General features: G+C 63.5%; 32 protein-coding genes. 16 read left to right on the plus strand and 16 right to left on the minus strand.

Annotated elements, in window-relative coordinates; translation table 11 throughout:
- Positions 1 to 37: 37 nt before the first annotated feature.
- A complete protein-coding gene (locus FQV27_RS04170) occupies positions 38 to 649 on the minus strand; it encodes a LysR substrate-binding domain-containing protein (RefSeq protein WP_147096533.1) in 612 nt (203 codons plus the stop codon).
- 233 nt (positions 650 to 882) lie between these two features.
- On the opposite strand from FQV27_RS04170, the gene ffh reads away from it, so the two are divergent.
- The 12 genes from ffh (at position 883) to rpmE (ending at position 7950) form a co-directional block, all read left to right on the plus strand.
- Positions 883 to 2376, plus strand: a complete 1494-nt coding sequence (gene ffh, locus FQV27_RS04175) for a signal recognition particle protein (protein ID WP_147096534.1) — start codon at positions 883 to 885, stop codon at positions 2374 to 2376.
- A 24-nt stretch (positions 2377 to 2400) separates the two neighbouring features.
- Positions 2401 to 2928: a GNAT family N-acetyltransferase gene (locus tag FQV27_RS04180; RefSeq protein ID WP_147096535.1), complete on the plus strand. Its 528-nt coding sequence runs from the start codon at positions 2401 to 2403 to the stop codon at positions 2926 to 2928.
- On the plus strand, positions 2925 to 3449 hold the full coding sequence (locus FQV27_RS04185) for a GNAT family N-acetyltransferase (protein WP_147096536.1): 525 nt from the start codon (positions 2925 to 2927) through the stop codon (positions 3447 to 3449). The genes FQV27_RS04180 and FQV27_RS04185 overlap by 4 nt, the downstream gene beginning before the upstream one ends.
- Positions 3446 to 3958, plus strand: coding sequence for a GNAT family N-acetyltransferase (locus tag FQV27_RS04190; RefSeq protein WP_147096537.1), 513 nt, complete (start codon positions 3446 to 3448; stop codon positions 3956 to 3958). The genes FQV27_RS04185 and FQV27_RS04190 overlap by 4 nt, the downstream gene beginning before the upstream one ends.
- A complete protein-coding gene (locus FQV27_RS04195; protein WP_147096538.1) occupies positions 3955 to 4473 on the plus strand; it encodes a GNAT family N-acetyltransferase in 519 nt (172 codons plus the stop codon). The genes FQV27_RS04190 and FQV27_RS04195 overlap by 4 nt, the downstream gene beginning before the upstream one ends.
- A 76-nt stretch (positions 4474 to 4549) precedes the next feature.
- Entirely contained in the window at positions 4550 to 5083 is a 534-nt protein-coding gene (locus tag FQV27_RS04200; protein ID WP_147096539.1) for a GNAT family N-acetyltransferase, read from the plus strand.
- Between the two features lie 70 nt (positions 5084 to 5153).
- On the plus strand, positions 5154 to 5450 hold the full coding sequence (locus FQV27_RS04205) for a chorismate mutase (RefSeq protein WP_147096540.1): 297 nt from the start codon (positions 5154 to 5156) through the stop codon (positions 5448 to 5450).
- Positions 5451 to 5499: 49 nt separating this feature from the next.
- Entirely contained in the window at positions 5500 to 5913 is a 414-nt protein-coding gene (rpsP, locus tag FQV27_RS04210; RefSeq protein ID WP_147096541.1) for a 30S ribosomal protein S16, read from the plus strand.
- Between the two features lie 63 nt (positions 5914 to 5976).
- Positions 5977 to 6471, plus strand: a complete 495-nt coding sequence (rimM, locus tag FQV27_RS04215) for a ribosome maturation factor RimM (protein ID WP_147096542.1) — start codon at positions 5977 to 5979, stop codon at positions 6469 to 6471.
- Between the two features lie 59 nt (positions 6472 to 6530).
- On the plus strand, positions 6531 to 7328 hold the full coding sequence (gene trmD / locus FQV27_RS04220; RefSeq protein WP_246132986.1) for a tRNA (guanosine(37)-N1)-methyltransferase TrmD: 798 nt from the start codon (positions 6531 to 6533) through the stop codon (positions 7326 to 7328).
- Positions 7325 to 7717, plus strand: coding sequence for a 50S ribosomal protein L19 (rplS, locus tag FQV27_RS04225; protein WP_147096544.1), 393 nt, complete (start codon positions 7325 to 7327; stop codon positions 7715 to 7717). Before trmD ends, rplS begins: the two co-directional genes overlap by 4 nt.
- An 11-nt stretch (positions 7718 to 7728) precedes the next feature.
- The gene (gene rpmE, locus FQV27_RS04230; protein ID WP_147096545.1) at positions 7729 to 7950 is read left to right on the plus strand and encodes a 50S ribosomal protein L31; all 222 of its coding nucleotides are present in this window, start codon (positions 7729 to 7731) and stop codon (positions 7948 to 7950) included.
- Between the two features lie 132 nt (positions 7951 to 8082).
- Here the strand turns inward: rpmE and FQV27_RS04235 are convergent, their stop codons facing one another.
- The 3 genes from FQV27_RS04235 to FQV27_RS04245 all read right to left on the minus strand — a co-directional run bounded on the left by FQV27_RS04235 (position 8083) and on the right by FQV27_RS04245 (position 9158).
- Entirely contained in the window at positions 8083 to 8340 is a 258-nt protein-coding gene (locus tag FQV27_RS04235; protein ID WP_246132987.1) for a hypothetical protein, read from the minus strand.
- 1 nt (position 8341) lies between these two features.
- Positions 8342 to 8584, minus strand: coding sequence for a hypothetical protein (locus FQV27_RS04240; protein WP_147096546.1), 243 nt, complete (start codon positions 8582 to 8584; stop codon positions 8342 to 8344).
- Between the two features lie 106 nt (positions 8585 to 8690).
- Positions 8691 to 9158 carry an RrF2 family transcriptional regulator gene (locus FQV27_RS04245; protein ID WP_147096547.1) on the minus strand — a complete coding sequence of 156 codons (468 nt, stop codon included), beginning with the start codon at positions 9156 to 9158 and terminating at the stop codon, positions 8691 to 8693.
- Positions 9159 to 9289: 131 nt separating this feature from the next.
- On the opposite strand from FQV27_RS04245, the gene FQV27_RS04250 reads away from it, so the two are divergent.
- Entirely contained in the window at positions 9290 to 10072 is a 783-nt protein-coding gene (locus FQV27_RS04250; protein ID WP_147096548.1) for a division plane positioning ATPase MipZ, read from the plus strand.
- A 7-nt stretch (positions 10073 to 10079) separates the two neighbouring features.
- Here the strand turns inward: FQV27_RS04250 and purD are convergent, their stop codons facing one another.
- Positions 10080 to 11342 (minus strand): phosphoribosylamine--glycine ligase, encoded by a 1263-nt coding sequence (gene purD, locus FQV27_RS04255; RefSeq protein WP_147096549.1) that lies wholly within the window; start codon positions 11340 to 11342, stop codon positions 10080 to 10082.
- 68 nt (positions 11343 to 11410) lie between these two features.
- Here purD and FQV27_RS04260 point away from each other — a divergent pair, with 68 nt between their 5' ends.
- A complete protein-coding gene (locus tag FQV27_RS04260) occupies positions 11411 to 12121 on the plus strand; it encodes a glycine-rich domain-containing protein (protein ID WP_147096550.1) in 711 nt (236 codons plus the stop codon).
- The gene (xseA, locus tag FQV27_RS04265; RefSeq protein ID WP_377768711.1) at positions 12118 to 13665 is read left to right on the plus strand and encodes an exodeoxyribonuclease VII large subunit; all 1548 of its coding nucleotides are present in this window, start codon (positions 12118 to 12120) and stop codon (positions 13663 to 13665) included. Before FQV27_RS04260 ends, xseA begins: the two co-directional genes overlap by 4 nt.
- Here xseA and ccoS read toward each other — a convergent pair.
- From ccoS to ccoN, 8 genes are all read right to left on the minus strand, one after another.
- Positions 13647 to 13823, minus strand: coding sequence for a cbb3-type cytochrome oxidase assembly protein CcoS (gene ccoS / locus FQV27_RS04270; protein ID WP_147096552.1), 177 nt, complete (start codon positions 13821 to 13823; stop codon positions 13647 to 13649). The genes xseA and ccoS overlap by 19 nt on opposite strands.
- Positions 13823 to 16021, minus strand: a complete 2199-nt coding sequence (locus tag FQV27_RS04275) for a heavy metal translocating P-type ATPase (RefSeq protein WP_147096553.1) — start codon at positions 16019 to 16021, stop codon at positions 13823 to 13825. Before FQV27_RS04275 ends, ccoS begins: the two co-directional genes overlap by 1 nt.
- Positions 16021 to 16581, minus strand: coding sequence for a FixH family protein (locus FQV27_RS04280; RefSeq protein ID WP_147096554.1), 561 nt, complete (start codon positions 16579 to 16581; stop codon positions 16021 to 16023). Before FQV27_RS04280 ends, FQV27_RS04275 begins: the two co-directional genes overlap by 1 nt.
- A gap of 4 nt (positions 16582 to 16585) precedes the next feature.
- Positions 16586 to 18043: a cytochrome c oxidase accessory protein CcoG gene (gene ccoG / locus FQV27_RS04285; protein ID WP_147096555.1), complete on the minus strand. Its 1458-nt coding sequence runs from the start codon at positions 18041 to 18043 to the stop codon at positions 16586 to 16588.
- Between the two features lie 183 nt (positions 18044 to 18226).
- Positions 18227 to 19075, minus strand: a complete 849-nt coding sequence (gene ccoP / locus FQV27_RS04290; RefSeq protein ID WP_246133009.1) for a cytochrome-c oxidase, cbb3-type subunit III — start codon at positions 19073 to 19075, stop codon at positions 18227 to 18229.
- A gap of 206 nt (positions 19076 to 19281) precedes the next feature.
- Positions 19282 to 19473 carry a cbb3-type cytochrome c oxidase subunit 3 gene (locus tag FQV27_RS04295; protein WP_147096557.1) on the minus strand — a complete coding sequence of 64 codons (192 nt, stop codon included), beginning with the start codon at positions 19471 to 19473 and terminating at the stop codon, positions 19282 to 19284.
- 9 nt (positions 19474 to 19482) lie between these two features.
- Complete coding sequence (ccoO, locus tag FQV27_RS04300; protein ID WP_147096558.1) at positions 19483 to 20208, minus strand: cytochrome-c oxidase, cbb3-type subunit II; 726 nt, start codon at positions 20206 to 20208, stop codon at positions 19483 to 19485.
- Positions 20209 to 20218: 10 nt separating this feature from the next.
- The gene (gene ccoN, locus FQV27_RS04305; protein WP_147096559.1) at positions 20219 to 21823 is read right to left on the minus strand and encodes a cytochrome-c oxidase, cbb3-type subunit I; all 1605 of its coding nucleotides are present in this window, start codon (positions 21821 to 21823) and stop codon (positions 20219 to 20221) included.
- 260 nt (positions 21824 to 22083) lie between these two features.
- Between ccoN and FQV27_RS04310 the strand changes: the two genes are divergently transcribed.
- Complete coding sequence (locus FQV27_RS04310) at positions 22084 to 22920, plus strand: universal stress protein (RefSeq protein ID WP_147096560.1); 837 nt, start codon at positions 22084 to 22086, stop codon at positions 22918 to 22920.
- A gap of 27 nt (positions 22921 to 22947) precedes the next feature.
- Here the strand turns inward: FQV27_RS04310 and FQV27_RS04315 are convergent, their stop codons facing one another.
- From FQV27_RS04315 to glyA, 3 genes are all read right to left on the minus strand, one after another.
- Positions 22948 to 23550, minus strand: a complete 603-nt coding sequence (locus FQV27_RS04315; RefSeq protein WP_147096561.1) for a class I SAM-dependent methyltransferase — start codon at positions 23548 to 23550, stop codon at positions 22948 to 22950.
- The gene (locus FQV27_RS04320) at positions 23547 to 24911 is read right to left on the minus strand and encodes an aminotransferase (protein WP_147096562.1); all 1365 of its coding nucleotides are present in this window, start codon (positions 24909 to 24911) and stop codon (positions 23547 to 23549) included. The genes FQV27_RS04315 and FQV27_RS04320 overlap by 4 nt, the downstream gene beginning before the upstream one ends.
- 238 nt (positions 24912 to 25149) lie before the next feature.
- Entirely contained in the window at positions 25150 to 26439 is a 1290-nt protein-coding gene (gene glyA, locus FQV27_RS04325; RefSeq protein ID WP_147096563.1) for a serine hydroxymethyltransferase, read from the minus strand.
- Positions 26440 to 26592 lie beyond the last annotated feature (153 nt).

Raw genomic sequence — 26592 nt, forward strand, 5'->3', positions numbered from 1 at the left:
CCCCGCAATTCGGCGTCGCAACCTCACTCAAGCTGCCTCATTCAAGCTGCCTCGACACGATATCCGCAAGTTCGCGCCCGACATCGCGGCAGGCCTGCGACGCGCCGCGATCATGCACAAGCCACAGGGGCGCGGCCCATTCATCGCTCGACGGCATCAGCTCGACCAGTTCCGGCGACCAGATCAGGCTGGAAATCGGCAGGAAACCCGCGCATCGCCCTGAACGGATGGCCAGGCGCAGCACGGTTTCGTCATTGGTGCGAAAGATCGTGCGCTGCGTTCGCGTATGGTGCAGCAGCCAGCGTGACCAGGGGGCGGCGCCGTCCGGGAAATCATGGGCGACCATCTCGTATCGCGCCAGATCGGCAGGCGTTTCGGGCAGCCCGTGACGGGCGATATAGGCCTGCGTCGCGACCAGCGCCACGCTGATCCGCCCCAGCCAGCGCACGGCCAGCCTGTCGCCGGCGGGTTCGGCCCCGGCGCGGATCGCGATGGTCGAGCAATCGGCGAGATTGGCAAAGCCCAGTTCGCTGCGATAGACGACGCCGATTTCCGGGAATGTCGCGCCGATATTCATCAGCGCCGGCACGATCAGCTCTCCCATCAAGGGGACCGCACTGATAACCACCTGCTCGTTCGGTCCCGCCATACCACCTCCGATTCGCGCCCAGCCTATCGCCCGGCCCTGAAGATCGCGTTAATTCGCGCCCTGCGCTTGACTTTGGCGCCCTGCCCCCGTATTTCCTGCCCCAATTCCCGGAAGGTCTGCCTTCCGGTCCCCGACCTTGCGCGGGGATCGCCCCCCGTCAGCGCGTTGCGCCCACGGGGGCGTTCGTGCATTTCGCACCCGCGCACCCCGCAACGGACCCGCAGGAGGCCCATATGTTCGAGAATCTGTCAGACCGCCTTGGCGGCGTCTTCGACCGGCTGACGAAACAGGGCGCCCTGACCGAGGATGATGTCACCGCCGCCATGCGAGAGGTGCGCACCGCCCTGCTGGAAGCCGACGTTTCGCTGCCCGTCGCGCGCAGCTTCGTGAAGGCGGTGACCGGCAAGGCCACGGGCGCTGCGGTCACCAAATCCGTGACGCCGGGCCAGCAGGTCGTGAAGATAGTCCATGACGAACTTATCAAGACACTTCAGGGCGATGGTGAGCCCGACGCGCTGCGCATCGACAACCCGCCCGCGCCAATCCTGATGGTCGGGCTTCAGGGCTCGGGGAAAACCACCACCACGGCGAAACTCGCCCTGCGCCTGAAAGACCGCGAGAAGAAGCGCGTGCTGATGGCCTCGCTCGACACCAACCGTCCGGCGGCGATGGAACAGCTGGCGATCCTTGGCACCCAGATCGGCGTCGATACCCTGCCCATCGTCAAGGGCGAAAGCGCCGTCCAGATCGCCAAGCGAGCGAAGCAACAGGCCACGCTTGGCGGCTATGACGTCTATATGCTGGACACCGCCGGTCGCCTGCATATCGACGAAGTGCTCATGGACGAGGTGCAGGCCGTCCGCGACGTCGCAAACCCCCGCGAAACCCTGCTGGTCGTCGATGGCCTGACCGGTCAGGACGCGGTGAACGTCGCCACCGAATTCGACGGCAAGGTCGGCATCACCGGCGTCGTGCTGACCCGGATGGATGGCGACGGGCGCGGCGGTGCCGCCCTGTCCATGCGCGCTGTCACCGGCAAGCCGATCCGCTTTGTGGGCTTGGGCGAAAAGATGGACGCGCTGGAATCCTTCGACGCAAGCCGTGTCGCCGGCCGCATCCTTGGCATGGGCGATATCGTGGCCCTTGTCGAAAAAGCCCAGGAAGTGCTGGAGGTCGAACAGGCCGAGCGCATGATGAAGCGCTTCCAGAAGGGCATGTTCAACATGAACGACCTTCGCAGCCAGCTTGAACAGATGCAGAAGATGGGCGGCATGGGGTCGATCATGCAGATGATGCCCGGCATGCAGAAGATGGCCAAACAGGCCGAAGAAGCCGGCATGGACGATACCATGATCCGCCGCCAGATCGCGCTGATCAACTCCATGACCAAGAAGGAACGCGCCAATCCCGACCTGCTGCAGGCATCCCGCAAGAAGCGGATCGCCGCAGGCGCCGGGCTGGAAGTGTCCGAACTGAACCGCCTTCTGAAGATGCAGAAGCAGATGGCCGACACGATGAAGAAGCTCGGCAAGATGAAGGGCGGGATGCTGAAGCAGGCGATGCGCGCGATGATGGGCAAAGGCGGCGGTCTGCCCGACATGTCCAATGCCGATCCGGCGAAAATGGCCGAGGCGACGAAGATGCTGCAGGACCCGCGGGGCCTGGGCGGTCAGCTTGGCGGCGCAGGCCTGCCGGGCGGTCTTTCGGGGCTGTTCGGGAAGAAGTAAGCGATGATTGCGGCGCAGCATAATATGCGGGGCACCCCCCTGCCCGACGCCCCGGTCCTAAAGACCGCGCGTCTGCTGCTGCGCCCGCCGCAGCTTTCGGATTTCGACGCTTTCGCCGGCTTCTACGCCAGCCCGCGCAGCGCCATGATCGGCGGACCGCTTGACCGCAAGGACGCCTATAGCGGCTTTTCGTCCACCGCCGGGCAGTGGTTCCTGAAAGGCTACGGCTTCTGGGAAGTGATCGACCGCGAATCCGGCGTCAATATCGGCCGCGCGGGCATCTATCATCCCGATTTCTGGCCGGAACCCGAACTCGGCTGGATCATCTATGGCGACAGCCACGAAGGTCGCGGCATCGCAATGGAAGCCGCAACCGCCGCTCGCGACGGCGCAGCACGGCACTTCGGCATCACCGCCCCCATATCGTCAATCGAGGCCACGAATTCCCGCTCGATCGCACTGGCCGAACGCATGGGCGCAAGGCGCGACGGCGAATGGGAAACGCCCTACGGCCCGATGCTGCGCTTCCGCCACCCGCAGGTGTCCGCATGACCACGCTGACAATCGACATTCCGGTACTGGAAACCGAGCGTCTGTTCCTGCGGGAACCGCGCCTGTCCGACCTCGACGCCATTGTGGCATTCGGGATGTCGGACCGTACCGAATTCGTCGGCGGCAAGCTGGAACCGTGGCAAAGCTGGAACGTCCTGAACGCCGCTATCGGGCATTGGATCAATCGCGGCTTCGGCTGGTGGGTTCTGGAAGACAAGGCCACCGGCGCCGTCGCAGGCCGCGCGGGCATCGGGTATCACCTCGACTGGCCGGAACCGGAACTCGGCTGGCACATCTATGACGGCTTCGAAGGCAAGGGCCTCGCCTACGAGGCCGCACTGGCCGCCCGCGATCACGCCAATCGCCATTTCGGCCTCGGCCCGCTGATCTCTCTGATAGCACACGGCAACACCCGCTCTCGCCGGTTGGCCGAACGCCTTGGCGCGAAAATCGAAACCGAAGATTTTCAGATCCGCGGCACCCCGTGCATGATCTATCGCCACCCGCAGGTGGCCGTATGACAGCCGATCTGACCACCGCGCGTCTCACTCTGCGCATGCCGGACGCCCGCGACCACGCCTCCTATTCGGCGTTCTTTGCCGATGCAGAGGCGTCGCGCTTCTATGGCGGCCCGCTGCTGCCCTATCAGGCATGGGAACGGCTGGCCGCAGATATCGGCCATTTCATGCTGAAAGGCTTTGGCCGCTTCGTCATCGAAAAGGACGGTCAGGTCATTGGCGGCTGCGGCATCCTCGACGTGGATGGCTGGCCGGGGCATGAACTGACATGGTGGCTTCTGCCCGCCGCGCGCGGTCAGGGCATCGCGCAGGAAGCGTCGCGCGCAGTCCTCGCATGGGCTGGCACGGAACTGGGCTGGCCACGGGTCGAAACCCATTTTCGCGACGAGAACACTGCCGCACGCCGCCTGACCGAAAGCCTCGGCGGGACAAAACAACGCCGCGAGACCTTCCCCGACGGCATCGACCGCGACATCTACGCCATGCCCACGACCGAGAAGGTGAGCGCATGACCCCGACCCCGATGCAGATCGTCGAAACCGACCGCCTGATCCTGCGCCGCCCGCAGCCGCAGGATCTCGACGCCTTCACCGCCTATTACGCGACGGATCGCTCGGCCACGACCGCTGGCCCGCTCGATGCGCCCGCCGCATGGAAGGCCTTTGCCACCGAACTCGGCCACTGGCAGATGCGCGGCTTCGGCATGGCCTCGGTCATCGAAAAAGCCAGCGGCACGCTGATCGGGCGCTGCGGGCTGTGGTATCCCGGCGGCTGGCCCGAACCCGAACTCGGCTGGACGCTTTACGACGGGGCCGAGCGCAAGGGCTACGCGACCGAAGCCGCCATCGCCATGCGCAGCCACGCCGCCACTGTGTGGGGCCTGCCCCATCTCATCTCGATCATCGCGCTTGGCAATACGCGCTCTGAAGCCGTCGCCACCCGCCTTGGCGCACAGGTCGAATCCGACTGGACCTCGCCTGCCGGCCGCAACGCCCGCATCTGGCGTCACCCGAAGGTATCCGAATGACGCTGCGTTTCTTCTTCATCCAAGTATCCTGGGGTCCGGGGCAACGCCCCGGTGCCGCCCTGCCCGCAGGTGCCGCATGATCGACCTGGCCAACACCCCGGTTCTGGAAACCGAACGCCTCAGCCTGCGCGCGCCAAAGGGCAGCGACTGGCCGGTCTGGCGCGATTTCTACATGACCGCGCGCGCGCAATATTGCGGCGGCGGGGCCGACATCACCCTCGGCCATGCATGGCGCGCCTTCGGCCATGTCATCGGCCATTGGGCCATGCGCGGCTATGGCAGCTTCGTCTTCACGCTGAAAGGCGATGATGCGCCTTTGGGCATGGCCGGGCCGTGGCATCCCGCCGACTGGCCCGAAACCGAAATCGGCTGGACGGTCTGGACACCCGAAGCCGAAGGACAGGGCTACGCGTTCGAAGCCGCCTCCGCCGCGCGCGACTTCGCCCGTCGCCGCCTCGGCTGGGTCGATATCGTCAGTTACATCGATACCGAAAATGCGCGCTCCATCGCGCTTGCCGAACGGTTGGGTGCTGTCGTCGATCCCGCCGCCCGCCAGCCGAAACCGGACGAGCCATGTCTGGTTTTCCGCCACCCGAAAGAAGGTGCCTGATGTATATACGGATTATAGACGCGATATATACGGCTTATGGACGGGCTGAATACGCCGCATGGGGGCGCATATGACCGATCCCGTCGCCCGCGCTTCCGCCCTTCTGAAGGAACACCGCGCCAGCATCGACCGGCTGGACGCGATCCTCGTCTATACGCTTGCCGAAAGGTTCAAGCACACCCAAAGCGTCGGCCGCCTCAAGGCCGAACACGACCTTCCTCCGTCCGATCCGGCCCGCGAAGCCCAACAGATCGAGCGGCTGGAACGCCTCGCGCGCGAGGCCGATCTCGACCCGGAATTCGCGCGCAAATTCCTGAATTTCGTGATCGCGGAAGTGATCCGCCATCACGAAAGTTACCAATCGTAGGCGCGTCAGATTTGCGCCTCAATACCGCCATTTCAAAGGAGAAAACGCAATGGCAATGAAAATCCGTCTGGCCCGTGGTGGCTCCAAGAAGCGTCCCTTCTATTCGATCGTCGCAACCGATTCGCGCATGCCGCGCGACGGCCGCTTCATCGAAAAGCTGGGCACCTATAACCCGCTTCTCGCCAAGGACAGCGAAGATCGCGTGAAGATGGATATCGAACGCGTTCAGTACTGGCTGAGCAAGGGCGCCGAGCCGACCGACCGCATCGCCCGCTTCCTCGAAGCCGCTGGCGTCAAGGACAAGGCAGAGCGCAAGAACATGAAGAAAGCCGAGCCGGGCAAGAAAGCCCAGGATCGCGCCAAGGCCCGCGCCGACCGCGAAGAAGCCGCCAAAGCCGCCGCCGAAGAAGCCAAGGCCGCCCCGGCAGCAGAGGCACCGGCAGAAGAAGCCGCCTCGGAATAATCACCTAGTGGCCCGCCCGACCGGCGGGCCGTTTCCTGACCGCAGCATCGCGGGGATACACCGATGACCGACAAGATATGCGTAGGTGCAATCGCCGGTGCGTTCGGCGTTCATGGCGAGGTGCGGATAAAGAGCTTCACCGCGCAAGCTGCTGATATTGCAAGCTATGGCCCCCTTTCGACCGAGGATGGGTCGCAGCAGTTTACTCTCACCCTGACCCGTTCCGTCACCGGGGGGCTTGGTGCGCGGCTCTCTGGAATTGCTACGCGCGAACAGGCCGAGGCGCTTCGCGGCACAACGCTGTGGGCACCGCGCACCGCCCTGCCTTCCCTGCCCGACGACGAGTTTTATCATGCCGATCTGATCGGGCTGGAGGTCGTCGATACCGGCGGACAGGTGCTGGGCCGCGTCAAGGCGATCTTCGATCATGGTGCCGGCGATATTCTTGAAATTGCAGGGAAACAGACTTTGTTGCTGCCCTTCACTCGCCAGATCGTACCGACCGTCGATCTGTCAGCCGGCCGCATTGTCGCCGATCCGCCCGGATCGGACGAATGAAGGCGTCGAAATCTCATGGGCGGCTCTCGGCCAGTTCATCGGCCCGGCCACGGGACCTGATGGCAGAACCGCAGCATGCCGGGGCGTGGACGGCAAATGTGATCACACTTTTCCCCGAGGCTTTTCCCGGCGTGCTGGGTCTTTCGCTGACAGGCCGCGCGCTTGCCGAAGGGCTATGGAATCTGCGGACGATCCCGCTGCGTGAACATGGTGTCGGCAAGCACCGCAATGTCGATGACACACCCGCCGGCGGCGGCGCGGGCATGGTGATCCGCCCGGATGTCATGGATGCCGCGCTGCGCGAGGCCAGCTTGCGCCTGCCGGTCATATACCTGTCGCCGCGCGGCATGCCGCTGACGCAGGACCGCGCGCGGGCACTGGCGGAAGGTCCTGGTGTCACCCTGATTTGCGGGCGTTTTGAAGGGGTTGATCAGCGGGTTCTCGACGCCCACTGCGTCGAAGAAATCTCGATTGGCGACTATGTCCTCACCGGCGGAGAGCTTGCCGCTCAGGTCTTGATTGATGCGACGGTTCGGCTTATACCGCGCGTCGTCGGGAATCAGGCGTCACTGGCCGAAGAGTCCTTCTCGGATGGCTTGCTTGAACACCCGCAATATACTCGCCCCGCCGAGTGGGAAGGCCGCAGGATACCGGATGTCGTCATGTCCGGCAATCACGCGGCCATTGCTGCTTGGAGACGTGAGGAAGCCGAAAGGCTGACAAAGGAACGCCGCCCCGACCTGTGGCGGGCATATGCGCAGCACGCGCAGAATGACCCGGCAAAGGACGCACAGCTCTCGGGCGCATCACACCAAGCGGGGAACGAACCCGCGCAAGACAAGGATGAACAGCGATGAACCTGATCGCACAGCTCGAAGCAGAGCAGATTGCCGAACTCGGCAAGGATATTCCGGATTTCAAGGCCGGCGACACGATCCGCGTCGGCTACAAAGTGACCGAAGGCACGCGCACGCGCGTACAGAACTATGAAGGCGTCTGCATCAGCCGCAAGGGTGGCGACGGCATCGGCGCATCCTTCACGGTTCGCAAGATCTCCTTCGGTGAAGGCGTGGAACGTGTCTTCCCGCTTTATTCGACGAACATCAATTCGATCGAAGTCGTGCGCCGCGGCAAGGTCCGTCGCGCCAAGCTGTATTACCTGCGCGACCGTCGCGGCAAGTCGGCCCGTATTGCCGAAGTCACCAACTACAAGCCGAAGGCCGCCAAGGCCGACGCCAAAGCCTGAGGATCGCTGCCATGAAAAAAGACATCCATCCCGATTACCACATGATCGAGGTCAAGATGACCGATGGCACCACCTATCAGGTCCGTTCGACCTGGGGTGCGGAAGGCGACACCATGTCGCTGGATATCGACCCCACCTCGCACCCGGCATGGACCGGCGGCAATGCCCGCCTGATGGACGCCGGCGGCCGTGTGTCGAAGTTCAAGAACAAATACGCCGGTCTGGGCTTCTGATCCCGGCGCAATTGCCACAGCGAACGCCGCCCGTCTGGGCGGCGTTTTTCATTGGCAGATGCTGAAAACTGAAACGCCGCCCCGAAGGGCGGCGCTCATTCCCATGACGTGGCAACGCCGGAGGAAACGGGATCAGTTCATCAGCCCTGCCCACCATCCGCGCGGAGCACTGCCGCCGATGGGGTGGCCGGTGATCTGACGATCGCCCGTATCAATGGTCACGCGCCCGTCGCGAAAGCGGCGCAGGACCGGCCCCTGGGCAGAAGTTTGTCCGGCGACGCGGACTGTGGCCCAGCCCAGATTGCGCGCTTCTGTCGCGGGCACCGGCACGGCAAATCCATCCGGGACCGCAGTGTAGTGGCCGAACATGGGGAAGAACAAGGCGGTCATGTCAGATCTCCTTCGGGATGCGCTGTTCGATCAGGACATCCCATTTCAACGGGTCGCGGTTGCGCATCAGTTCTGTGCGCACGTCGGCAGGATCACTGGTAAACACCGTCAGCGGGATGCCAGCGACGCAATGCATTCTGCCGCTTTCGCGATCGACCAGGTGCACCGCATAGCGGCGCGGTTCGCGCGCAACGGCGCGAATGGTCGCATCGGCAAAACTTGATAGCCGGTTCAACATGGTCATCACATCACTCCTCATCGAGTTTGTCAGACCTTCTGACCACTTTATCTCTACCGACTTTGTCGTGTTTTAAAACAAAAATTTTCAGAAGCTTAAAGATTATTTTATTTCAGCTAGTTACCGGATCGGCCGACAGCATTCCGCGCATCGGAACGCCTGCCGCGCCGACCAGATCGGCCAGCGTGAGAGATTCGAGAAGCAGCAGATAGGACCAGAATACCTCGGCAAAGACGCGGCGAAGGCGACACTCTGCCTCGTCGCGGCAATCCTCGCATTTCTGATAGGCCGTCCGCGACAGGCATGGCAGTGGGGCCAGCGGCCCGTCGATGCGGCGCAACAGCGCCTCCAGCGGGACAGTCGCCGGCTCACGCGCCATGCGGTACCCCCCCGAACGGCCCCGCACCGACACGAGAACGCCCTCTTTTCGCAGATCCAGCAGAATATGTTCGAGAAAGCGCCGGGGCGCCCCGGCACGGCGCGCGATTTCTTCGATCTGAAGTGGTTTGGCCTGATCGTCATACTCGTCGGCGAGCACGATAAGCGCCTTCAGCGCATATTTCATTTTCTGCGTCAGCATGACGACAATTACGGCAGAACGCGCGGGAAATTCAACTGAAACTCAGCCGGGACGGGCGGGATTCAACGGCTTTCCAAGCTCGTCATCTGCGCATATGGTCCCGCGACCTTGGGAAAGAGCAGAAGCGATTCATGGCGCATATCATCGTCGTCGGAAACGAAAAGGGCGGGTCCGGCAAATCCACGACCTCGATGCATGTGGCCACCGCGCTGGCACGCATGGGCCACCGTGTCGCGGCGCTGGATCTTGATATCCGGCAGCGCAGCTTCGGGCGGTATCTGGAAAATCGTGCGCATTTTGTCGGCAAGGAAGGGCTGGATCTGCCCAGCCCGACGCTTGGCCAGATCGACGCGAAGAACCCGAACGACACCGATCCTCTTTCGGCGTCCATGGCGGCGCTGGAAGGCGATCACGACTTCATCCTGATTGACTGCCCCGGCTCTCATACGCGGCTGGCGCAGATGGCGCATATGCTGGCCGATACGCTGATCACGCCGATGAATGACAGTTTCATCGACTTTGACCTGCTGGCGCGGATGTCGCCGGATGGCAAGGTGCTGGGACCGTCGATCTATGCCGAGATGGTCTGGGGCGCGCGGCAGGGCCGTCAGGCGGCGGGTGCCGGGCCCATTGACTGGATCGTGCTGCGCAACCGCCTGGGCACGCAGGCGATGCACAACAAGCGAAAGGTCGGCACGGCCCTTGGGCAATTGTCCAGGCGGATCGGCTTTCGCGTGGCACCCGGCTTTGCCGAGCGCGTCGTCTTTCGCGAACTTTTCCCGCGCGGGCTGACGCTTCTGGACCTGAAAGATATCGGGACCGAGCAGCTAAGCATGTCCAACATCGCCGCCCGACAAGAGCTGCGCGAGCTTGTGCAGACCCTGAACCTGCCCGGCGTGAAGGTGGATTTCTAGACGGTCGCTACAGCGCCCGCCAGCCGATGTCGCGGCGATAGAAACCTTCCGGCCAATCGACGCCGTTCACGAGCGCATAAGCACGCTCGCGTGCCTGCGTCAGCGTGTCGCCGCGCCCCGTCGCCGCCAGCACCCGCCCGCCGGACGCCACAAGTCCACCGTCTTTCATTGCAGTCCCGGCATGGAAGATCATGTTGAAGCTGTCCTCGGGCAGGTCGTCCAGCCCTTTGATGCGGCTGCCTTTCGCGTAATCGCCCGGATAGCCCTCCGTTGCCATTACCACGGTCAGTGCATGATCCTCGGCCCAGTTGGCGGCGATCTGATCCAGCCGTCCCTCGGCACAGGCATGGATCAGATCGAGCGCCTGCGCACCCAGCCGCATCATCAGCACCTGACATTCGGGATCGCCGAAGCGCACGTTATATTCGACCAGCCGCGCCTGTCCGTCCTTTATCATCAGCCCGGCAAAGATCACGCCCTGAAACGGGGTGCCGCGCCGCGCCATTTCGGCCACGGTCGGGCGGATCATCTGCTCCATCACCTGCGCCTGAATCGCATCTGTCAACACCGGCGCGGGCGAATAGGCCCCCATGCCGCCGGTATTCGGGCCGGTATCACGTTCGCCCACGCGCTTGTGGTCCTGCGCGGTGCCGATGGGCAGGCAGTTCACGCCGTCCGACAGGATGAAGAAGCTGGCTTCCTCTCCCTCCATGAATTCCTCGATCACGACTTCGGCGCCGGATGCCCCGAAGGCGCCGCCGAAAATCATGTCGATGGCCTCATGTGCCTGTTCCAGCGTTTCGGCCACAACCACACCCTTGCCTGCCGCCAGCCCGTCCGCCTTCACGACAATCGGCGCGCCTTGCGCATCGACATAAACATGCGCATCCGCCGCCGCGTCAAACCGAGCCCATGCCGCAGTGGGTGCACCGCAGGCATCGCATATTTCCTTGGTGAACGCCTTCGACGCCTCCAGCTGCGCCGCTGCCTGCGACGGCCCAAAGACCAGCAGGCCCGCCGCGCGCAGCGCATCCGCGACACCGGCAGCCAAGGGGGCCTCGGGGCCGACCACGACCAGATCAATCGCGTTCTCCTGCGCGAATTCGCAGACCGCGGCGCGCGACATGATATCCAGATCGGCGCATTCCGCGACCGCCCCGATGCCCGGATTGCCCGGTGCGACGATCAGCCGGTCGCATTTCGGGTTCTGCCGGATCGCCCAGGCAAGCGCGTGTTCCCGCCCGCCACCACCGAGTATGAGGATATTCATGCCCTGCCCTTTCCCTTCGCGGACCGCCGCGTTAGTGCTGGGCCAAGGAACTAGAGGCAGGCCACCCGGTGCGCAATCCCGAACTCTGGCAACAGCTGCAATCTGAACCGATCACGCTGTCGGATGGCAGCGATCTGGGCGTGGTGCTGACGGATCGCTATCACATCTCGCCGCAGCGCACGGCGGCGCTGCTCACGGAATACAGGCGCTTTCTCTATCTCGTCTCACTCTCGGACGGCGTTCTGGCGCCGTCGACCATGGTTGACCAGCTTTGGCATCTGCACCTCGCAGATGACGCCGCTTGGCGCACATACAGCAGGAAATTCTTCGGTCGTGAACTGCGCCATATTCCCGGTCGGCCTGCGCCTGAAAATGATCCCGCCTACCTTTCAACACTGCGCATGATCCGCGAAGAATTCGATGTCTCGCCCGATCCCGAATTCTGGCCGGACCCATCAAGCCGGTCGCAAAAAGGGGCAACCTCACTGAATGCGTTTTTTCTGGGTGTCGTTGTCACGGCTCTGGTGCTCTGGCAGTTCGGACCGGGCTGGGCAACCGTCGCCTTCGCCGTGACCGTTGTGATCGCGGTGGAGCGTTATATTGCCACGCCCAGTAAAAGACTGCTGCGTCGGTCAGACAGCGCAGATGGCGGTATGGTCGTCGGGGCCGAGACGTCGCGCGGCAGCAGGCATGACGACGAAAACCGGCCGGGCTTCACAACCTATGACGGGCAATCCGGCAGCGACGCCGGCGATGGCGGCGGCTGCGGAGGAGATTGATGGACCTGTTTGAAGACGAAACGCCCGACGGCGACGGCCCCGGCAATAACAATCCTCCGCTTTCGGTGTCCGAAATCTCGGGCGCGGTCAAACGTGTGATCGAGGGCGAATTCGGGCGTGTCCGTGTGCGGGGAGAGATCGGGCGCGTGTCCATGCCGCGTTCCGGCCATGTCTATTTCGATCTCAAGGACGACCGCGCGGTCATTGCCGCCGTCAGTTGGAAAGGACAGGCCGCGCGGCTGACCCAGAAGCCCGAAGAAGGGCTGGAGGTGATCGCGACCGGCAAGCTGACCACCTTCCCGGGCCAGTCGAAATATCAGCTGATCGTGGATGAGCTGGAACCCGCAGGTGCCGGCGCACTGATGGCGATGCTGGAAAAGCGGCGCAAGGCGCTGGCGGCAGAGGGGCTGTTTGATGCGGATCGCAAGAAGCCGCTGCCCTACCTGCCGCGCGTGATTGGGGTTGTCACCTCGCCCTCGGGCGCGGTCATTCGCGACATTCTGCACCGGCTGCGCGACCGCTTTCCGACGCATGTGCTGATCTGGCCGGTGGCCGTGCAGGGCGCCAGCTCCGCAGCCGAGGTCGCCGCCGCCATTCGCGGCTTCAACGCCCTGCCCCCGACCGGTACGATCCCCCGGCCCGATCTGCTGATCGTGGCGCGTGGTGGCGGCAGTCTGGAGGACCTGTGGGGCTTCAACGAGGAAATCGTTGTCCGCGCCGCCGCCGACAGCGCCATCCCGCTGATCTCGGCGGTCGGGCACGAAACCGACACCACGCTGATCGACTTTGCCGCCGACCGCCGCGCACCGACGCCGACCGCTGCCGCCGAAATGGCCGTGCCGGTGCGGCGCGAACTGGGCCTGCAACTGCAGCAGGCGCGGCTTCGCATGACGCAGGCGATGGGTCAGCGGCACGAACGCATGGCGCAGCGGCTGGTCGATCTGGGCCGCGCCCTTGGCCGCCCACAGACGCTCACCGAAGGCGCGCGCCAAAGGCTCGACTTCCGGGGCGGCGCGCTGGAACCGGCGCTTCGCAATCTCGTTCACCGCCGCCGCGACCAGTTGAACAAGGAACGTCTGACGCCCGCCATGCTGACGCGTCTGACCGAGCGGGCAAAGACCGGGCTGGACAACCTAACGCGACATCTGACAAGTTCTGCCAGCGCACCCAATCAACGCCGCCGTGACCGGTTGGACGGTCTGAGCGCCCGGCTGAAAAATGGCCGCGAACGGGTGCTGGCCGATGCCCGTCGCAAAACTTCCGACGGGCGGGCGCGTCTGGTCCCGCTTCACGAACGGATGGATGCCGCATTTGCGCGGGGCATCGCCCGGCGCGACGACGCGATCCAGCGGCTGGACCGGATGCGTATCTCGCTTGGCTATCAGCAGACATTGGCGCGCGGTTTCGCCGTCGTTCGTGACAAGGACGGCCATGTGCTGGCCACGGCGGACGCCGCCGCCAGGGCGAAGGCGTTCATCATCGAATTCAGCGATGGAGAGCTTCCCGCACGCCCCGATCTGGACCCTCAGGGATCGCTGTTCTGAGGCGGCTTCGGCCGTTCGTCCCACTCGTCCGATAGGATGCGGGCCGCATCCCCCTTCGGGTCGTCATATTGCCGCGCCTTCAGTGACCACAGGAACGCCGCCAGCCCGCCCGCGCCAAGCAGGATGGAAACCGGGATCAGAATGAACAGAACCGCCATCAGCGCAGCCTCAGGGCATTCAGCGTCACGCTGACCGAACTGAACGACATCGCGAGTGCGGCAAGCAGCGGCGTGACAAGGCCCAGCATGGCGAATGGCACGGCCACGACATTGTACCCGACCGAAATCGCGAAGTTCTGCTTTATCCGCCGCCGCGCGGTTTTCGCCAGCGCCATCGCCTCGGCAATTGGTGCAAGGTCATACCCCATCAGCACGATATCAGACGCGACCCGCGCCGCATCCAGCGCCGAAGCAGGCGAGATCGAGACATGGGCGCGAACAAGTGCCGCAGTGTCATTCAAGCCGTCGCCCACCATCAGAACCCGCGCGCCGGCCGCAGCCAGAGACGCGACCTCTGCCTCTTTCTGCTGCGGCGTTACGGTGGCGTGAAACTCGTCTATGCCAAGCGCCGATGCGGTGCGCGCGACCGCAGCCTCGGCATCGCCCGACAGCATGATCACCCGCAGCCCCTGCCCGCGCAGCGCGGCGACGCAATCGGCCGCACCCGGACGCAGCGTATCTGCGAAATGCAGCGTTACGGGGTCGTGACCCTCGACCGCCAGAACGCTGACAGGTCCATCGGCAGCGGCGGCAGGCAGACCAACCCAGTCCGGGCGACCCAGACGGACAAGGCGACCATCCCATTCGGCCTCGACACCGTGACCCGGTATCTCTGTCACGCGGTCAAGCTGCGCCGGAACCACGCCTTCACCTTTCAGCGCTGCGGCAATCGCGCGGCACAGCGGATGTTCAGACCCCTGCGCAATCGCGAGCAAGGTCGGGTGCAGCGACAGCGGCAAGTACGATGCGGACACGAGTTCCGGCAGCCCCATGCTCAGCGTGCCGGTCTTGTCGAAGACGACGGTGTCAACCTCTGCCAGACGTTCCAGCGCGGTGCCGTCCTTTATCAGCATGCCGTGGCTGAACAGCCGGCCCGATGCGGCCGTGATCACTGCCGGAACGGCAAGGCCGAGCGCGCAGGGGCAGGTGATGATCAGGACCGCCGCGGCGATATTCAATGCGACGCGCCAGTCGCCTGTCGTCAAGATCCAGCCCAGCAGGCTTGCCAGCGCCAGCAGATGCACGGCAGGCGAATAGACCCGCGCGGCGCGTTCGGCAAGCGAGGCGTAACGCCCCCGCGACGCTTCGGCACTGGCCACAAGCGTTGCCAGCCGCGACAGGGAACTGTCGCGCCCGGCCGCCCTGACGCGCAGGTCCAGCGGTCCTGTCAGGTTGACATCGCCCGCCGACAAATCGTCCCCCGGCCCGGCCCGCACAGGCAGACTTTCCCCGGTCAGAAACGAGCGGTCAATTTCAGACATTCCGGCCACGATTTCCCCATCCGCCGCAACGCGGGCACCCGGTCGGATGCGGATCAGGTCGCCAGGGCGCAGGTCAGCCACATTGACGATGCTTTCTGCGCCGTCCGTAAGCAGCACGGCGCGGCTGACCTCCAATGCCGTCAGCTCTTCAGCGGCCGAGCGCGCAACAGCCCGGCTGCGGAAATCCAGATAGCGGCCGACCAGCAGGAAAAAGCACAGCATCACCGCCGCGTCGAAATAGGCGTGATGACCCGATTGCAGCGTCTCGGTCACAGAAATCGCCGTGGCGAGGATCAGCGCCAGCGAGATCGGCACATCCATTCCAAGCCGTCCTGCGCGCAGGCTGGCCCATGCACTTGCGAAGAAGGGCTGACCGGCGAATGCCACGGTCGGCAGTGCAATCAACGCGGAAATCCAATGGAACATGTCGCGCGTCGGACCGCTGGCCCCGGACCAGACCGCGACCGAAAGGATCATGATGTTCATCATCGCGAAACCGGCGACGCCGATCCGCATCAGAAGATCGCGCCCCTGCCGACCAGCGGCCGATGAAGACAGCGCCGACAGGTCAAGCTCGTGCGCCTCGTATCCGATGCCTTGCAGAATAGGGATAAATTCCTCCGCCCGGCGGCCCGGCGCATCAATCATGACGCGGCGCAGGGTCAGGTTGACGCGGGCCGAATTTACGCCCGGCTGGGCGCGCAATGCACGTTCGACATCGGCAATGCATGTTGCGCAATGTGCGGTCGGCAGCGACAGGACCAGATCGCTTTTTATCGCAGATTCCGCGACCCGGCTGGCCAGCGGCACCGCGTCGCAGGCAGGGCAGGCGCTGAGCTTTGCGCCGTAAGGTCCGGGGGCGCTGATATCTGCCATCAGCCTCTCACCATGCTGCCGGGATAATGCGAAAGCCGCTGGCGAAAGACTGTGCCATCCGGCGCGTCTGCTTCCAGATGCAGGACCCATGCGCCGGGCGGCAGCGGCAGATCTGCAAGCCAGATGCCGCCCGCGTTGCGCATTGTCGGGGCGATGTCGTCGCGCCTCTGCGTCGGGCGGCTTACGGTCACGCGCAGCGCCTGCACAGGGGCGGGCAGACCCTGCGCGTTGGAGATTTTCACGCTCAGCACGCCATGACGATAACTCGGCTCTGCCCGCCAGCCGAGCGCCTGCTGCGCCGATCTCTCGCGGTCGAAATTCTGCGAGGCGACATAGGAATTCGCGACCTCCAGGCCCGGAAAACTGCGCACCGCCTTGGTCGCCATGACGATATTCACGCAAAGGATCGTGCCAAAAAGCGACAGAAAGACCGCCAATATTGCCCGGCCAGTCACCGGTCTGTGGCCGCCGAACAGCAGAAACGGTGCGAAGAACACAGCCGATATGGCCAGCACCAGAAGAAGGCTGAGCGGAAGCGGGTTCGAAAAGGCGGCGGGCATGGGCTTAGTCCTTTCCATGAAAGACGGTCGCGACGGTCGATTGCTGGCCATCCGCATCCGTGACAAGCAGATCGAGATCGGTACTTTGAACCCGTGTCAGGGGCGATCCGGGTTCCGCCGTCAGATAGACGCGCAGCGTCGCGGTCTTGTCGGCGGGAACCCTTACCGCCGCATTCTCGGCCCCTTCGACGCTGAGGACGGCTTGCGGCAGCGCTTCGCCATCCGTGCCCACTGCATCGACGCTGAACGCCATTTCCGTGTGCTGCTTGTTGCGCAGCCGCAGCGCATAGGTGTTGCGGATCGCGCCGTCGGAAAGCGTCACGAACAGCGGGTTTCGTATCGGCGTCACGTTCAGATCGAAGGGCGAGCGCAGGAAAAGCGCCACCAGCAGCAAAACCCCGATAGAAGCCCAGAGCGTGAAATAAAGCAGCGTGCGGGGGCGAAGGACATGGCGCAACAGCGACTGGCTTTCATTGCCGACACGCTCGGCCGTCTCGTCCTTCAGGGCCATATAATCGACCAGACCACGCGGCTTTCCGATGCGGTCCATCACATCGTCGCAGGCGTCGATACACAGCGCGCAGGTGATGCATTCAAGCTGCTGTCCGTCGCGGATATCAATCCCCATCGGGCAGACGTTCACGCAGGCGAAACAGTCGATGCAGTCGCCCTTTTCGGCAAGCGGATCGTCGGATCTGGTCGGCTCGCCCTTGCGGATCTTGCCCCGCTCTTCGCCGCGCCATTCGCGATAGGCGACGGTCAGCGTATCCTCGTCCATCATCGCGGCCTGAATGCGCGGCCACGGGCAGGCGTAAATGCAGATCTGCTCGCGCATGAAACCGCCGAACAGGAAGGTCGTCGCTGTCATGGTGGCGATGGTCAGATAGGCAACGGGATGGGCCTGCCCGTTCAGCAGATTGCCCAGAAGCGTCGGGGCATCGGTGAAGTAAAACACCCACGCGCCCCCGGTCAGCAGCGCGATTACCAGCCAGATCGTCCATTTCGCGGCGCGCAGGCGTATCTTGCGCGCGTCCCATTTCGCCCGCCACAGTCGGATCTGCGCATTCCGGTCGCCCTCGATCCAGCGCTCTACATGGGTGAAAAGGTCGGTCCAGACGGTCTGCGGGCAGGCATAGCCACACCAGACGCGCCCAAGTGCCGAGGTGAACAGGAAAAGCCCCAGACCCGCCATGACGAGCAGCCCCGCCACGAAATAGAATTCATGCGGCCAGATCTCGATCCAGAAGAAAAAGAAGCGCCGGCTGGCCAGATCGACCAGCACGGCCTGATCCGGCATGTCCGGCCCGCGGTCCCAGCGGAGCCACGGCGTGATATAATAGACAGCCAGCGTGGCCGCCATGATGATCCACTTCAACCGCCGGAAGCGGCCTTTGACCGAGCGTGGAAAGATCGGCTCTCTGGCCGCGTAAAGCCGTGGCGGGTCCGTATCCGGGGTGGACATGAACATGCTCCTGTCTCGCGCACAGGCTTTCTATGCCGCCGATCGGCGCTGAACCTTGACCTGCATCAAGTCGCGGCCGGAAATCCTGCTCTTTGGACAGCGATGCCGGTCCCTCTGGAAACGCGCGAACAGGACGAGGGACCGGCACCATCCCGGCGTCCCAGAACGCCGGAATTCGAAAGCTCATTCGCCACCGCCAAGGCTGTGGACATAGAAGGACACCGCGCGAAGATCGTCCTCGGACAGGCGCGTCGACCAGTTGGGCATCACCCCGAAACGGGCATCGTGGACGGATTGCGTGACCGATGCCGGATCGCCACCGTAAAGCCAGACCGCGTCGGTCAGGTCAGGCGCGCCCTGCATCCTGTCGCCGGTGCCATCCTCGGCATGGCAGGCGGTGCAATTGTCGGCAAAGACCGTGGCCCCTTCGGCCGCAAGCGCAGCGTCATGCGCCTGTCCGGAAATCGCCAGCACATGCTGAACCACCTGGTCGATCTGCGCGTCTTCCAGCAACTGATCGGTGCCGAAGCGCGGCATTTCGGAATAGCGCGCATCCGGGTCGGCGGTGTTGCGGATGCCGTGGGTCACGGTAGTATGGATCTCCTCCATCGTGCCGCCCCACAGCCAGTCATTGTCAAGCAGGTTGGGATAGCCCTTCGCGCCGCCCGCGCCCGATCCGTGGCACTGGGCGCACCATGTCGCGAAGACCGCGCGGCCCGCATTCAGGGCATAGTTCGAAAGCTCTGCATCCGATGCAATCGCGTTCAGATCGGCCGAGGCCAGCCTCTGCTGCACCGCTGAATTCGCGTCGTCATAGCGCTGCACATCGGCAGCCAGTTCCTTGCGATAGTTGGTGTGCAGCAGGCCCTGCGTTGCGCCGCTGATCAGGGGCCAGGCCGGATAAAAGAACGTATAGGCCAGCCCCCAGACCATCGTCGCATAGAACGCCCAGAGCCACCAGCGGGGCATGGGATTGTCGTATTCGGTGATCCCGTCCCAGCTGTGCCCGGTCGAGCCGACCTCTTCAACCATCTTGCCGGCGCGGCGCTTGCCGGTGCGCGGCCCGGTGCGTTTCGGTTTATGCAGCGCCTTGCCCTCTGCCTCGCCGGTCGGATGGGCAAGGATATCGGCCTTGTGCTCATCATCCGCCGCAGCCCGCTCCAGCGAGATGCGGTTATCCGGGTTCGCGGGGCTGTCGTGATCCTGCGTGTCCGGTTTGTCCTTGTCGTTCTCGGCCATCAGCGCTGATCCTCTTCTGGTTCAGGCGGCGCGGGCCGCGTCTCGTTGCGGAAGATGCTTTTGGCGGCATCCTGCTGCGCGTTGCGGGCACCCGGCCGGAATACGAACAGGATCACGCAGAGGAAAATCAGGACAAGCGCCAGCAAGGCCCAGCTATCGGCGAATGCGCGGGTGAGGGTATAAATATCCATCGCGGCCCCCTAGCGGTTCGGGTCCGGTTCGAAGGTCGAGAAATCGACCATCGTGCCGAGAACCTGTAGGTAGGCGATCAGCGCATCCATTTCCGATACGCCCGGCTGCCGGTCAAAATTGCGCTGCTGCGCGCCGGGATAGCGTTCCTCCATCCCCGAGGCGTCGGCGTCCGGATCGGCCTGCGCCAGAAAATCCTCGCGCGCGGCGGCGATCATGGCGTCGTCATAGGGCACGCCGACAAGCGCATCCGTCTGAACGCGGTCCATGACATTTTCGCCGCTGAGCATGCGATTTTCCAGAAAGCCATAGGACGGCATGATCGATTCCGGCACCACCGCCCGCGGATCGCGCAGATGGTCCAGATGCCACTCATCCGAATAGCGTTCGCCGACCCGCGCCAGATCCGGTCCGGTGCGCTTCGACCCCCATTGAAACGGGTGATCATACATCGATTCCGCAGCCAGCGAGTAATGCCCGTAGCGCTCTACCTCGTCTCGCATCGGCCGGATCATCTGGCTGTGGCAGACATAGCAGCCCTCGCGGATATAGACGTCGCGACCCGTCAGTTCGAGCGGGGTATAGGGGCGCATGCCCTCGACCTCCTCGATCGTGCTGTCGATATAGAACAGCGGCGCGATCTCGACGATGCCGCCGATCGTGACGACCAGAAAGGAAAAGACCAGCAGAAGCGTTGCGTTCTTTTCAAGGATCTTGTGTTTTTCAAGGATCTGCATCTTCTGCCCCTTATTCTGCCGGCACGGCGACCGGGCCGGAATGAATACGAGGCTGGCGATTGACAGTCGCCCACAGGTTCCACGCCATGACGACAGCACCGGCCAGATACAGCGCCCCGCCAAGGAAGCGGACCACATTCATGGCGTATTTCGCGGCCACCGTGTCGGCGAAGGCGTTGACGAGGAAACCCTGGCTGTCGACCTCGCGCCACATCAGACCCTCCATGATGCCAGAGACCCACATCGAAGCCGCGTAAAGAACCAGCCCGATCGTCGCGAGCCAGAAGTGCCAGCTGACAAGCTGCACGCTGTAAAGCTGCGCGCGCCCCCACAGACGCGGAACGAGATAGTAAAGCGCACCGAAGGTAATCATCCCGTTCCAGCCAAGTGCGCCGGAATGGACATGGCCAATTGTCCAGTCGGTATAATGACTTAGAGAGTTGACCGCCTTGATCGACATCATCGGGCCTTCGAAGGTCGCCATGCCGTAAAAGCCCACGGCCACGACCATCATGCGCAGGACCGGATCGGTGCGCAGCTTATCCCACGCGCCCGACAGCGTCATCAGCCCGTTGATCATGCCACCCCAGCTTGGCATCCACAGGATGATCGAAAACACCATTCCCAGGGTCGATGCCCAGTCGGGCAACGCGGTGTAATGCAGGTGGTGCGGACCGGCCCAGATATACAGGAAGATCAGCGCCCAGAAGTGGATGATCGACAGCTTGTAGCTATAGACAGGACGCTCGGCCTGCTTGGGAATGAAGTAATACATCATCCCCAGAAATCCTGCCGTCAGGAAGAAGCCGACCGCGTTATGGCCATACCACCACTGCGTCATGGCGTCCTGAACGCCGGCGAAAAGCTGGACGGATTTCGACCCGAACACACTGACCGGAACGGCCAGATTGTTGACGACATGCAGCATCGCGATGGTCACGATGAACGCCAGATAGAACCAGTTCGCGACATAGATATGCGGCTCGCGCCGTTTCATGATCGTGCCCAGAAACACCGCCAAATAGGCCAGCCAGACGATCGTCAGCCACAGATCGACATGCCATTCAGGCTCGGCATATTCCTTGGATTGCGTCGCCCCAAGAATATAGCCGGTCGCGGCCAGCACGATGAACAGCTGATAGCCCCAGAAGACGAACCAGGCGAGATTGCCACCCCAGAGCCGTGCGGCACTTGTGCGTTGGACGACATAGAAAGATGTCGCAATCAGCGCGTTGCCCCCGAAGGCGAAGATCACCGCCGAGGTATGCAGCGGACGCAGTTTGCCGAAATTCAGATACCCGCCGAAGATGTCGGTCAGGTTCAGCGCCGGCCATGCCAGCTGCGCGGCTGCGGTCAGCCCGGCAAGGAAACCCACCAGCCCCCAGACCACGGTTGCAATCACGCCCGCACGCACGACACCGTCGGCATACTCGCTTTCGTTGATGTCCGGGTGCGGCTCGTCAGTGCGGCGCAGGTAATAGATGAACAGGCCACCGGCACTCAGCATCACGATTGCCATGTTGACGGCGAAGGCCAGATCGCGCGCATAATTCGCGGCAATGGCCGCGATCAGCGCAACAAGGCCCAGCACGCCCAGCTTAAGGTAGTCCGACATTGGTTCGCGCCCCCGTCATCATAAGCGGCAGCGACCGCCGAATCGCGTCACTCGGGCACGGTTACGGGGCATCTGCACACAGCGATGTCCTAGCCGGCCCGCGATGTGCTATCCTTGATCTGCATCAAATCGCCCGATCTGATGCGGCATTAGTTTTGCATGTGGCCGGTACCGGGCGGCCGCCCCGCCGAAAAACTGCCTCTGTCGCCCACAGGCCGTGAACAGTCGGGCCGCAAATGAACGCGAAGGAACAGCGCAGCATGGGTTACAAGACGATACTCACCGTCATCTCGACCGAAGGGCAGCAACGACAGCTTGACGCCGCAATTGCGATGGCGCGCCGCGAAGACGCGCATCTGGAGGTGTTCTGCCTTGGCGTCGATCATTCGCAGACCGGGTATTACTACGCCGGGGCCTCGGCTTACGTGTTCCAGGAAAGCATCGACAAGGCGATGGCCGCAGCCGAAGCCTTGGAAGCCTCGGTCAGAAGCCGGCTGGAGGCAGAAGATGTCCGCTGGTCCGTCGAAAGCGCCGTGGCACAGGTCGGCGGGCTGACCACGCTGATCGGGATGCGCGCGCGCTTCGCCGATCTGGTCGTGCTGACCCGCCCCTATAGCGAGAATGCATCCTCTGACGCGGAAGCGATCACGGAAGCCGCGCTTTTCGAGGGCGGCGCGGCTGTGCTGATCGTCCCGAAAGGAGAGCTTCCGGAAGATATGGGCCGCAAGATAATGATCGCGTGGAACCAGTCAGAGGAAACCATGGCCGCCGTCAGGCGCGCCCTGCCCCTTCTGACAGCCGCCGACAGTGTCGAGATCACGGTCATCGACCCGTCGCCGCACGGGCCGGAACGCTCTGACCCCGGCGGCGCACTGGCCGAGATGCTGTCACGCCACGGCGTCAACAGCGATATTGCGGTGCTCGCGCGCACCCTGCCCCAGACCAGCGACATCATCGCACAGCGCGCGACCGAGATCGGGGCCGATATGATCGTCATGGGTGCCTATAGTCATTCTCGCTTTCGCGAGGCGATCCTTGGGGGGACCACACGCAACATGCTGGGCAAGACAAATCTGCCGGTCTTCATGGCGCGCTGATCGAGGACCCGCCGGCTCCGCAAGGGTTCACCTGCCGAGCACCAGCCAGATCCAGCTTACGCCAGCCACAATGCCTTGCGGCTGAGCCGATGCGCCGTCGCGCCGCGCAATCATGGTCAGCCCCGCCGCCGCAGCCAGGCCAAGCGCCTCGCCCGCGTCGGCGGTATGAAGACCCCTGTGCGGATCGACCGGACCCTGACGCAAGGATATCATCAGGCGACCGCCATCGCGCAGGATCGCAGCCAGAGACGCCATCGCCTGCCCGCGCGAGGCCGGATCGACATGCTGCCAGACGCCGGTCAGAAGCACGAGATCGAAGAGAGGAAGCTGGCGGGTCAGCGCAAGATCGGGCAGCCGGTCATCCAGCCACGTGACCTGCGCGGCACCGTGCGCGCCGATCTCGCGAAAAGGCTGCACCGGCTCCACGGCGGTGACATCGTGGCCAAGCCCCGCCAGCCACTGCGCCTCGCGACCCGGACCGGCACCGATATCCGCGACCCGGCAGGGGCTGTCAAGAACCAGGTCGGCGACGGGCGCGTACAGCTCTGCCGGGGTGCGGGCGGCCCGCCATCGCGCCGCCATGTCCCCGGCATGTTCGGCATAGACCCGCAGTGCGGGGTCTGCGCTCATGCGACCTCGGCAAACACCTTGTTCAGCGCGGCTTCAAGCTTGGTGAACATCTCATCCATCTGCTCTTCGGTCAGGATGAAGGGCGGGCACAGCACGATCGACTGGCCAAGCGGACGGCAGATCAGTCCCATATCTGTGCAGGTATTCGCGATTCGCTCGCTCACCGACAACTTGCTGTCGAAGGGCGTTTTCGTTGCCGGATCAAGGCAGGCCTCCAGCGCCCACATATAGCCCACGCCGCGCAACTCCCCGATATTCTTCGAGCGTTCCATGATCCCGCGCAGACCCGCTTCCATCCGCGGCGCAAGGCTTTTGACGTTTTCCGCCAGACCCTCGTTCATCACCACGTCGATCGCCTTCAGTGCAATCGCACAGCCGACCGGATGACCCGAGGCCGTGAAGCCATGCGGGAATTCCTCGATCGCTTCGGCGGCGGCGCTCAGCCGGTCCGAAAGCTCTGGCCCGAGGATGACTGCACCCATCGGGAAATACCCTGCGGTCAGGTTCTTGGACGAGATGATCGCATCGGGCATGAAGTCGTAAGTTTGGCAACCCCACGTGTTTCCGGTGCGTCCAAAGCCGCAGATCACTTCGTCCGATATGAGTGGGATATTGTGCTTCTTCAGCACCTTCTGGACCGCCTGGAAATACCCCTTCGAGGGCGGGATGACCCCGCCTGCGCCCATCACAGGCTCGGCAAAAAAGCCCGCAATCGTGTCGGCGCCTTCGCGCGCGATCACATCCTCAAGCTCCTGCGCGAGACGGGCGGTGAATTCTTCCTCGCTTTCGCCGTCACGACCCTCGCGCCAGTAATGCGGGCAGGTCAGATGGATGAACCCGTCCATCGGCAGGCCGAAGACCTCGTTATAGGGCTTGCCGGTCATGGATGCGGAAACGGCAGTCACGCCATGATAGGCATTCTTGCGGGTCAGGATCTTGCGGCGCTGCGGCTGGCCTTCCGCGCCCCAAAGAAACCACAGCATTTTCACCATGGTATCATTGGCTTCCGAACCAGAGTTCGTGTAAAAAACCTTGCCGCGTTCAAAAGGCGAAACCTCGACCAGCTTTTCCGACAGCATCACTGTCTGGTCGGACATGCGCCCGAAAAACGCGTGATAACCGGGGAAGCGGTCATATTGCGCCTTCGCGGCGTCAGCCAGGCCTGCGTGATCGAAGCCCGCGACCATGTTCCACAGCCCCGAATTCGCATCGAGATAGCGCTTGTCGTTGGTGTCGACGATATAGGGCCCTTCGCCATGCGTCACCACGACCGTGCCACGTTCATGCACGCTCGGCAGGTCGGTGAAGCCATACATCGAAAACTCTTCGGCGCGCTGTTCCCAGCTTTGCGGTTGGACCATGGTCGTCTCCTGAATCTGATTGGGCGCAGGCTATCGCTGCGCGTGCGGCTCGGCAATGGGGGCTGTCGGGCCTGCGCACAACGTCGCGGCATCCGGTCCGCCGCCGGATCGCGTCCGTGACGATAATCGGGATACGTGGCAAGACGCGAAACATCCCGTACCGACCGCACCACGGGCCTGACCCGCGATCCGGTCGTGTCGCGTCAGCGTCCGATCAGCCCGTCGGGGTGCGGGTCGCTCACATCCCCTCGTAAAGCGGGAAACGCGCGCAAAGTGCGGCGACTTCGGCCTTCACCTTTTCTTCGACCTCGGCATTGCCTTCCTCGCCATTGGCCGCAAGGCCGTCGACGACCTCGACGATCCAGCGGGCGATCTGGCGGAATTCTTCTTCCTTGAAGCCGCGCGTGGTGCCCGCAGGCGCACCAAGGCGGATGCCCGAAGTCACGAACGGCTTTTCAGGATCAAACGGCACGCCGTTCTTGTTGCAGGTGACATGCGCGCGGCCCAATGCTGCCTCGGCGGCCTTGCCGGTCACGCCTTTCGGGCGCAGATCGGCCAGGCATAGATGGTTGTCGGTCCCGCCCGATACGATGTCGATGCCGCCCTTCATCAGTTCATCCGCCATCGCGCGTGCATTTTTCACGACCTGCGCGGCATAATCGTTGAAGCTGGGATCGAGCGCTTCCTTGAACGCCACGGCCTTGGCCGCGATCACATGCATCAGCGGACCACCCTGAAGGCCGGGGAACACGGCCGAGTTGATCTTCTTCGCGATGTCGGCGTCATTCGTCAGGATGATGCCGCCGCGCGGACCGCGCAGCGATTTGTGTGTCGTCGTGGTCACGACATGCGCATGCGGCACCGGAGAGGGATGCTGCCCACCTGCGACCAGACCGGCGATATGGGCCATATCGACCATCAGATAGGCACCAACCTCGTCCGCGATCTTGCGGAAGGCTTCCCAATCCCAGACGCGGCTATAGGCCGTTCCGCCCGCGAGGATCAGTTTCGGCTTGTGTTCCAGTGCCTTGGCGCGAATATCTTCCATATCCAGAAGCTGGTCCTGCGCCCGCACACCGTAGCTGACGACATTGAACCACTTGCCCGACATGTTCACCGGGCTGCCATGCGTCAGATGCCCGCCCGAATTCAGATCGAGGCCCATGAAGGTGTCGCCCGGCTGCAGAAGCGCCAGAAACACCGCCTGATTCATCTGGCTGCCGCTGTTGGGCTGCACATTCGCAAAGCGCGCCCCGAACAGCTCTTTCGCGCGGTCGATCGCCAGATTTTCAACGATATCGACATATTGGCAGCCGCCGTAATAGCGCTTGCCCGGATAGCCTTCGGCATATTTGTTTGTCAGCACGCTGCCCTGCGCTTCCAGCACCGCGCGGCTGACGATGTTTTCGGATGCAATCAGCTCGATCTCGTCGCGCTGGCGTTCCAGTTCCTGACCGATGGCCTTGGCGATTTCGGGATCGCTGCCGGCAAGATTCGCGGTGAAGAATTCATGGGTCTGGTTATTCATGTCACGTCTCCGGAACTGGGCGGGTTCGCGGTCTCTTTAGCCGAGCGGGGCGTCGGCATAAACAGCTAATACGCGCCATGTGTCGCCGAATTCGCGCGGCATGTGGGCGAGAGACTGCGCGCGCGCCCGGATCGCCTTCGCTTGGGGGTTGCG

This window comes from Paracoccus aurantiacus, assembly GCF_007993065.1.
Classification (GTDB): domain Bacteria; phylum Pseudomonadota; class Alphaproteobacteria; order Rhodobacterales; family Rhodobacteraceae; genus Paracoccus; species Paracoccus aurantiacus.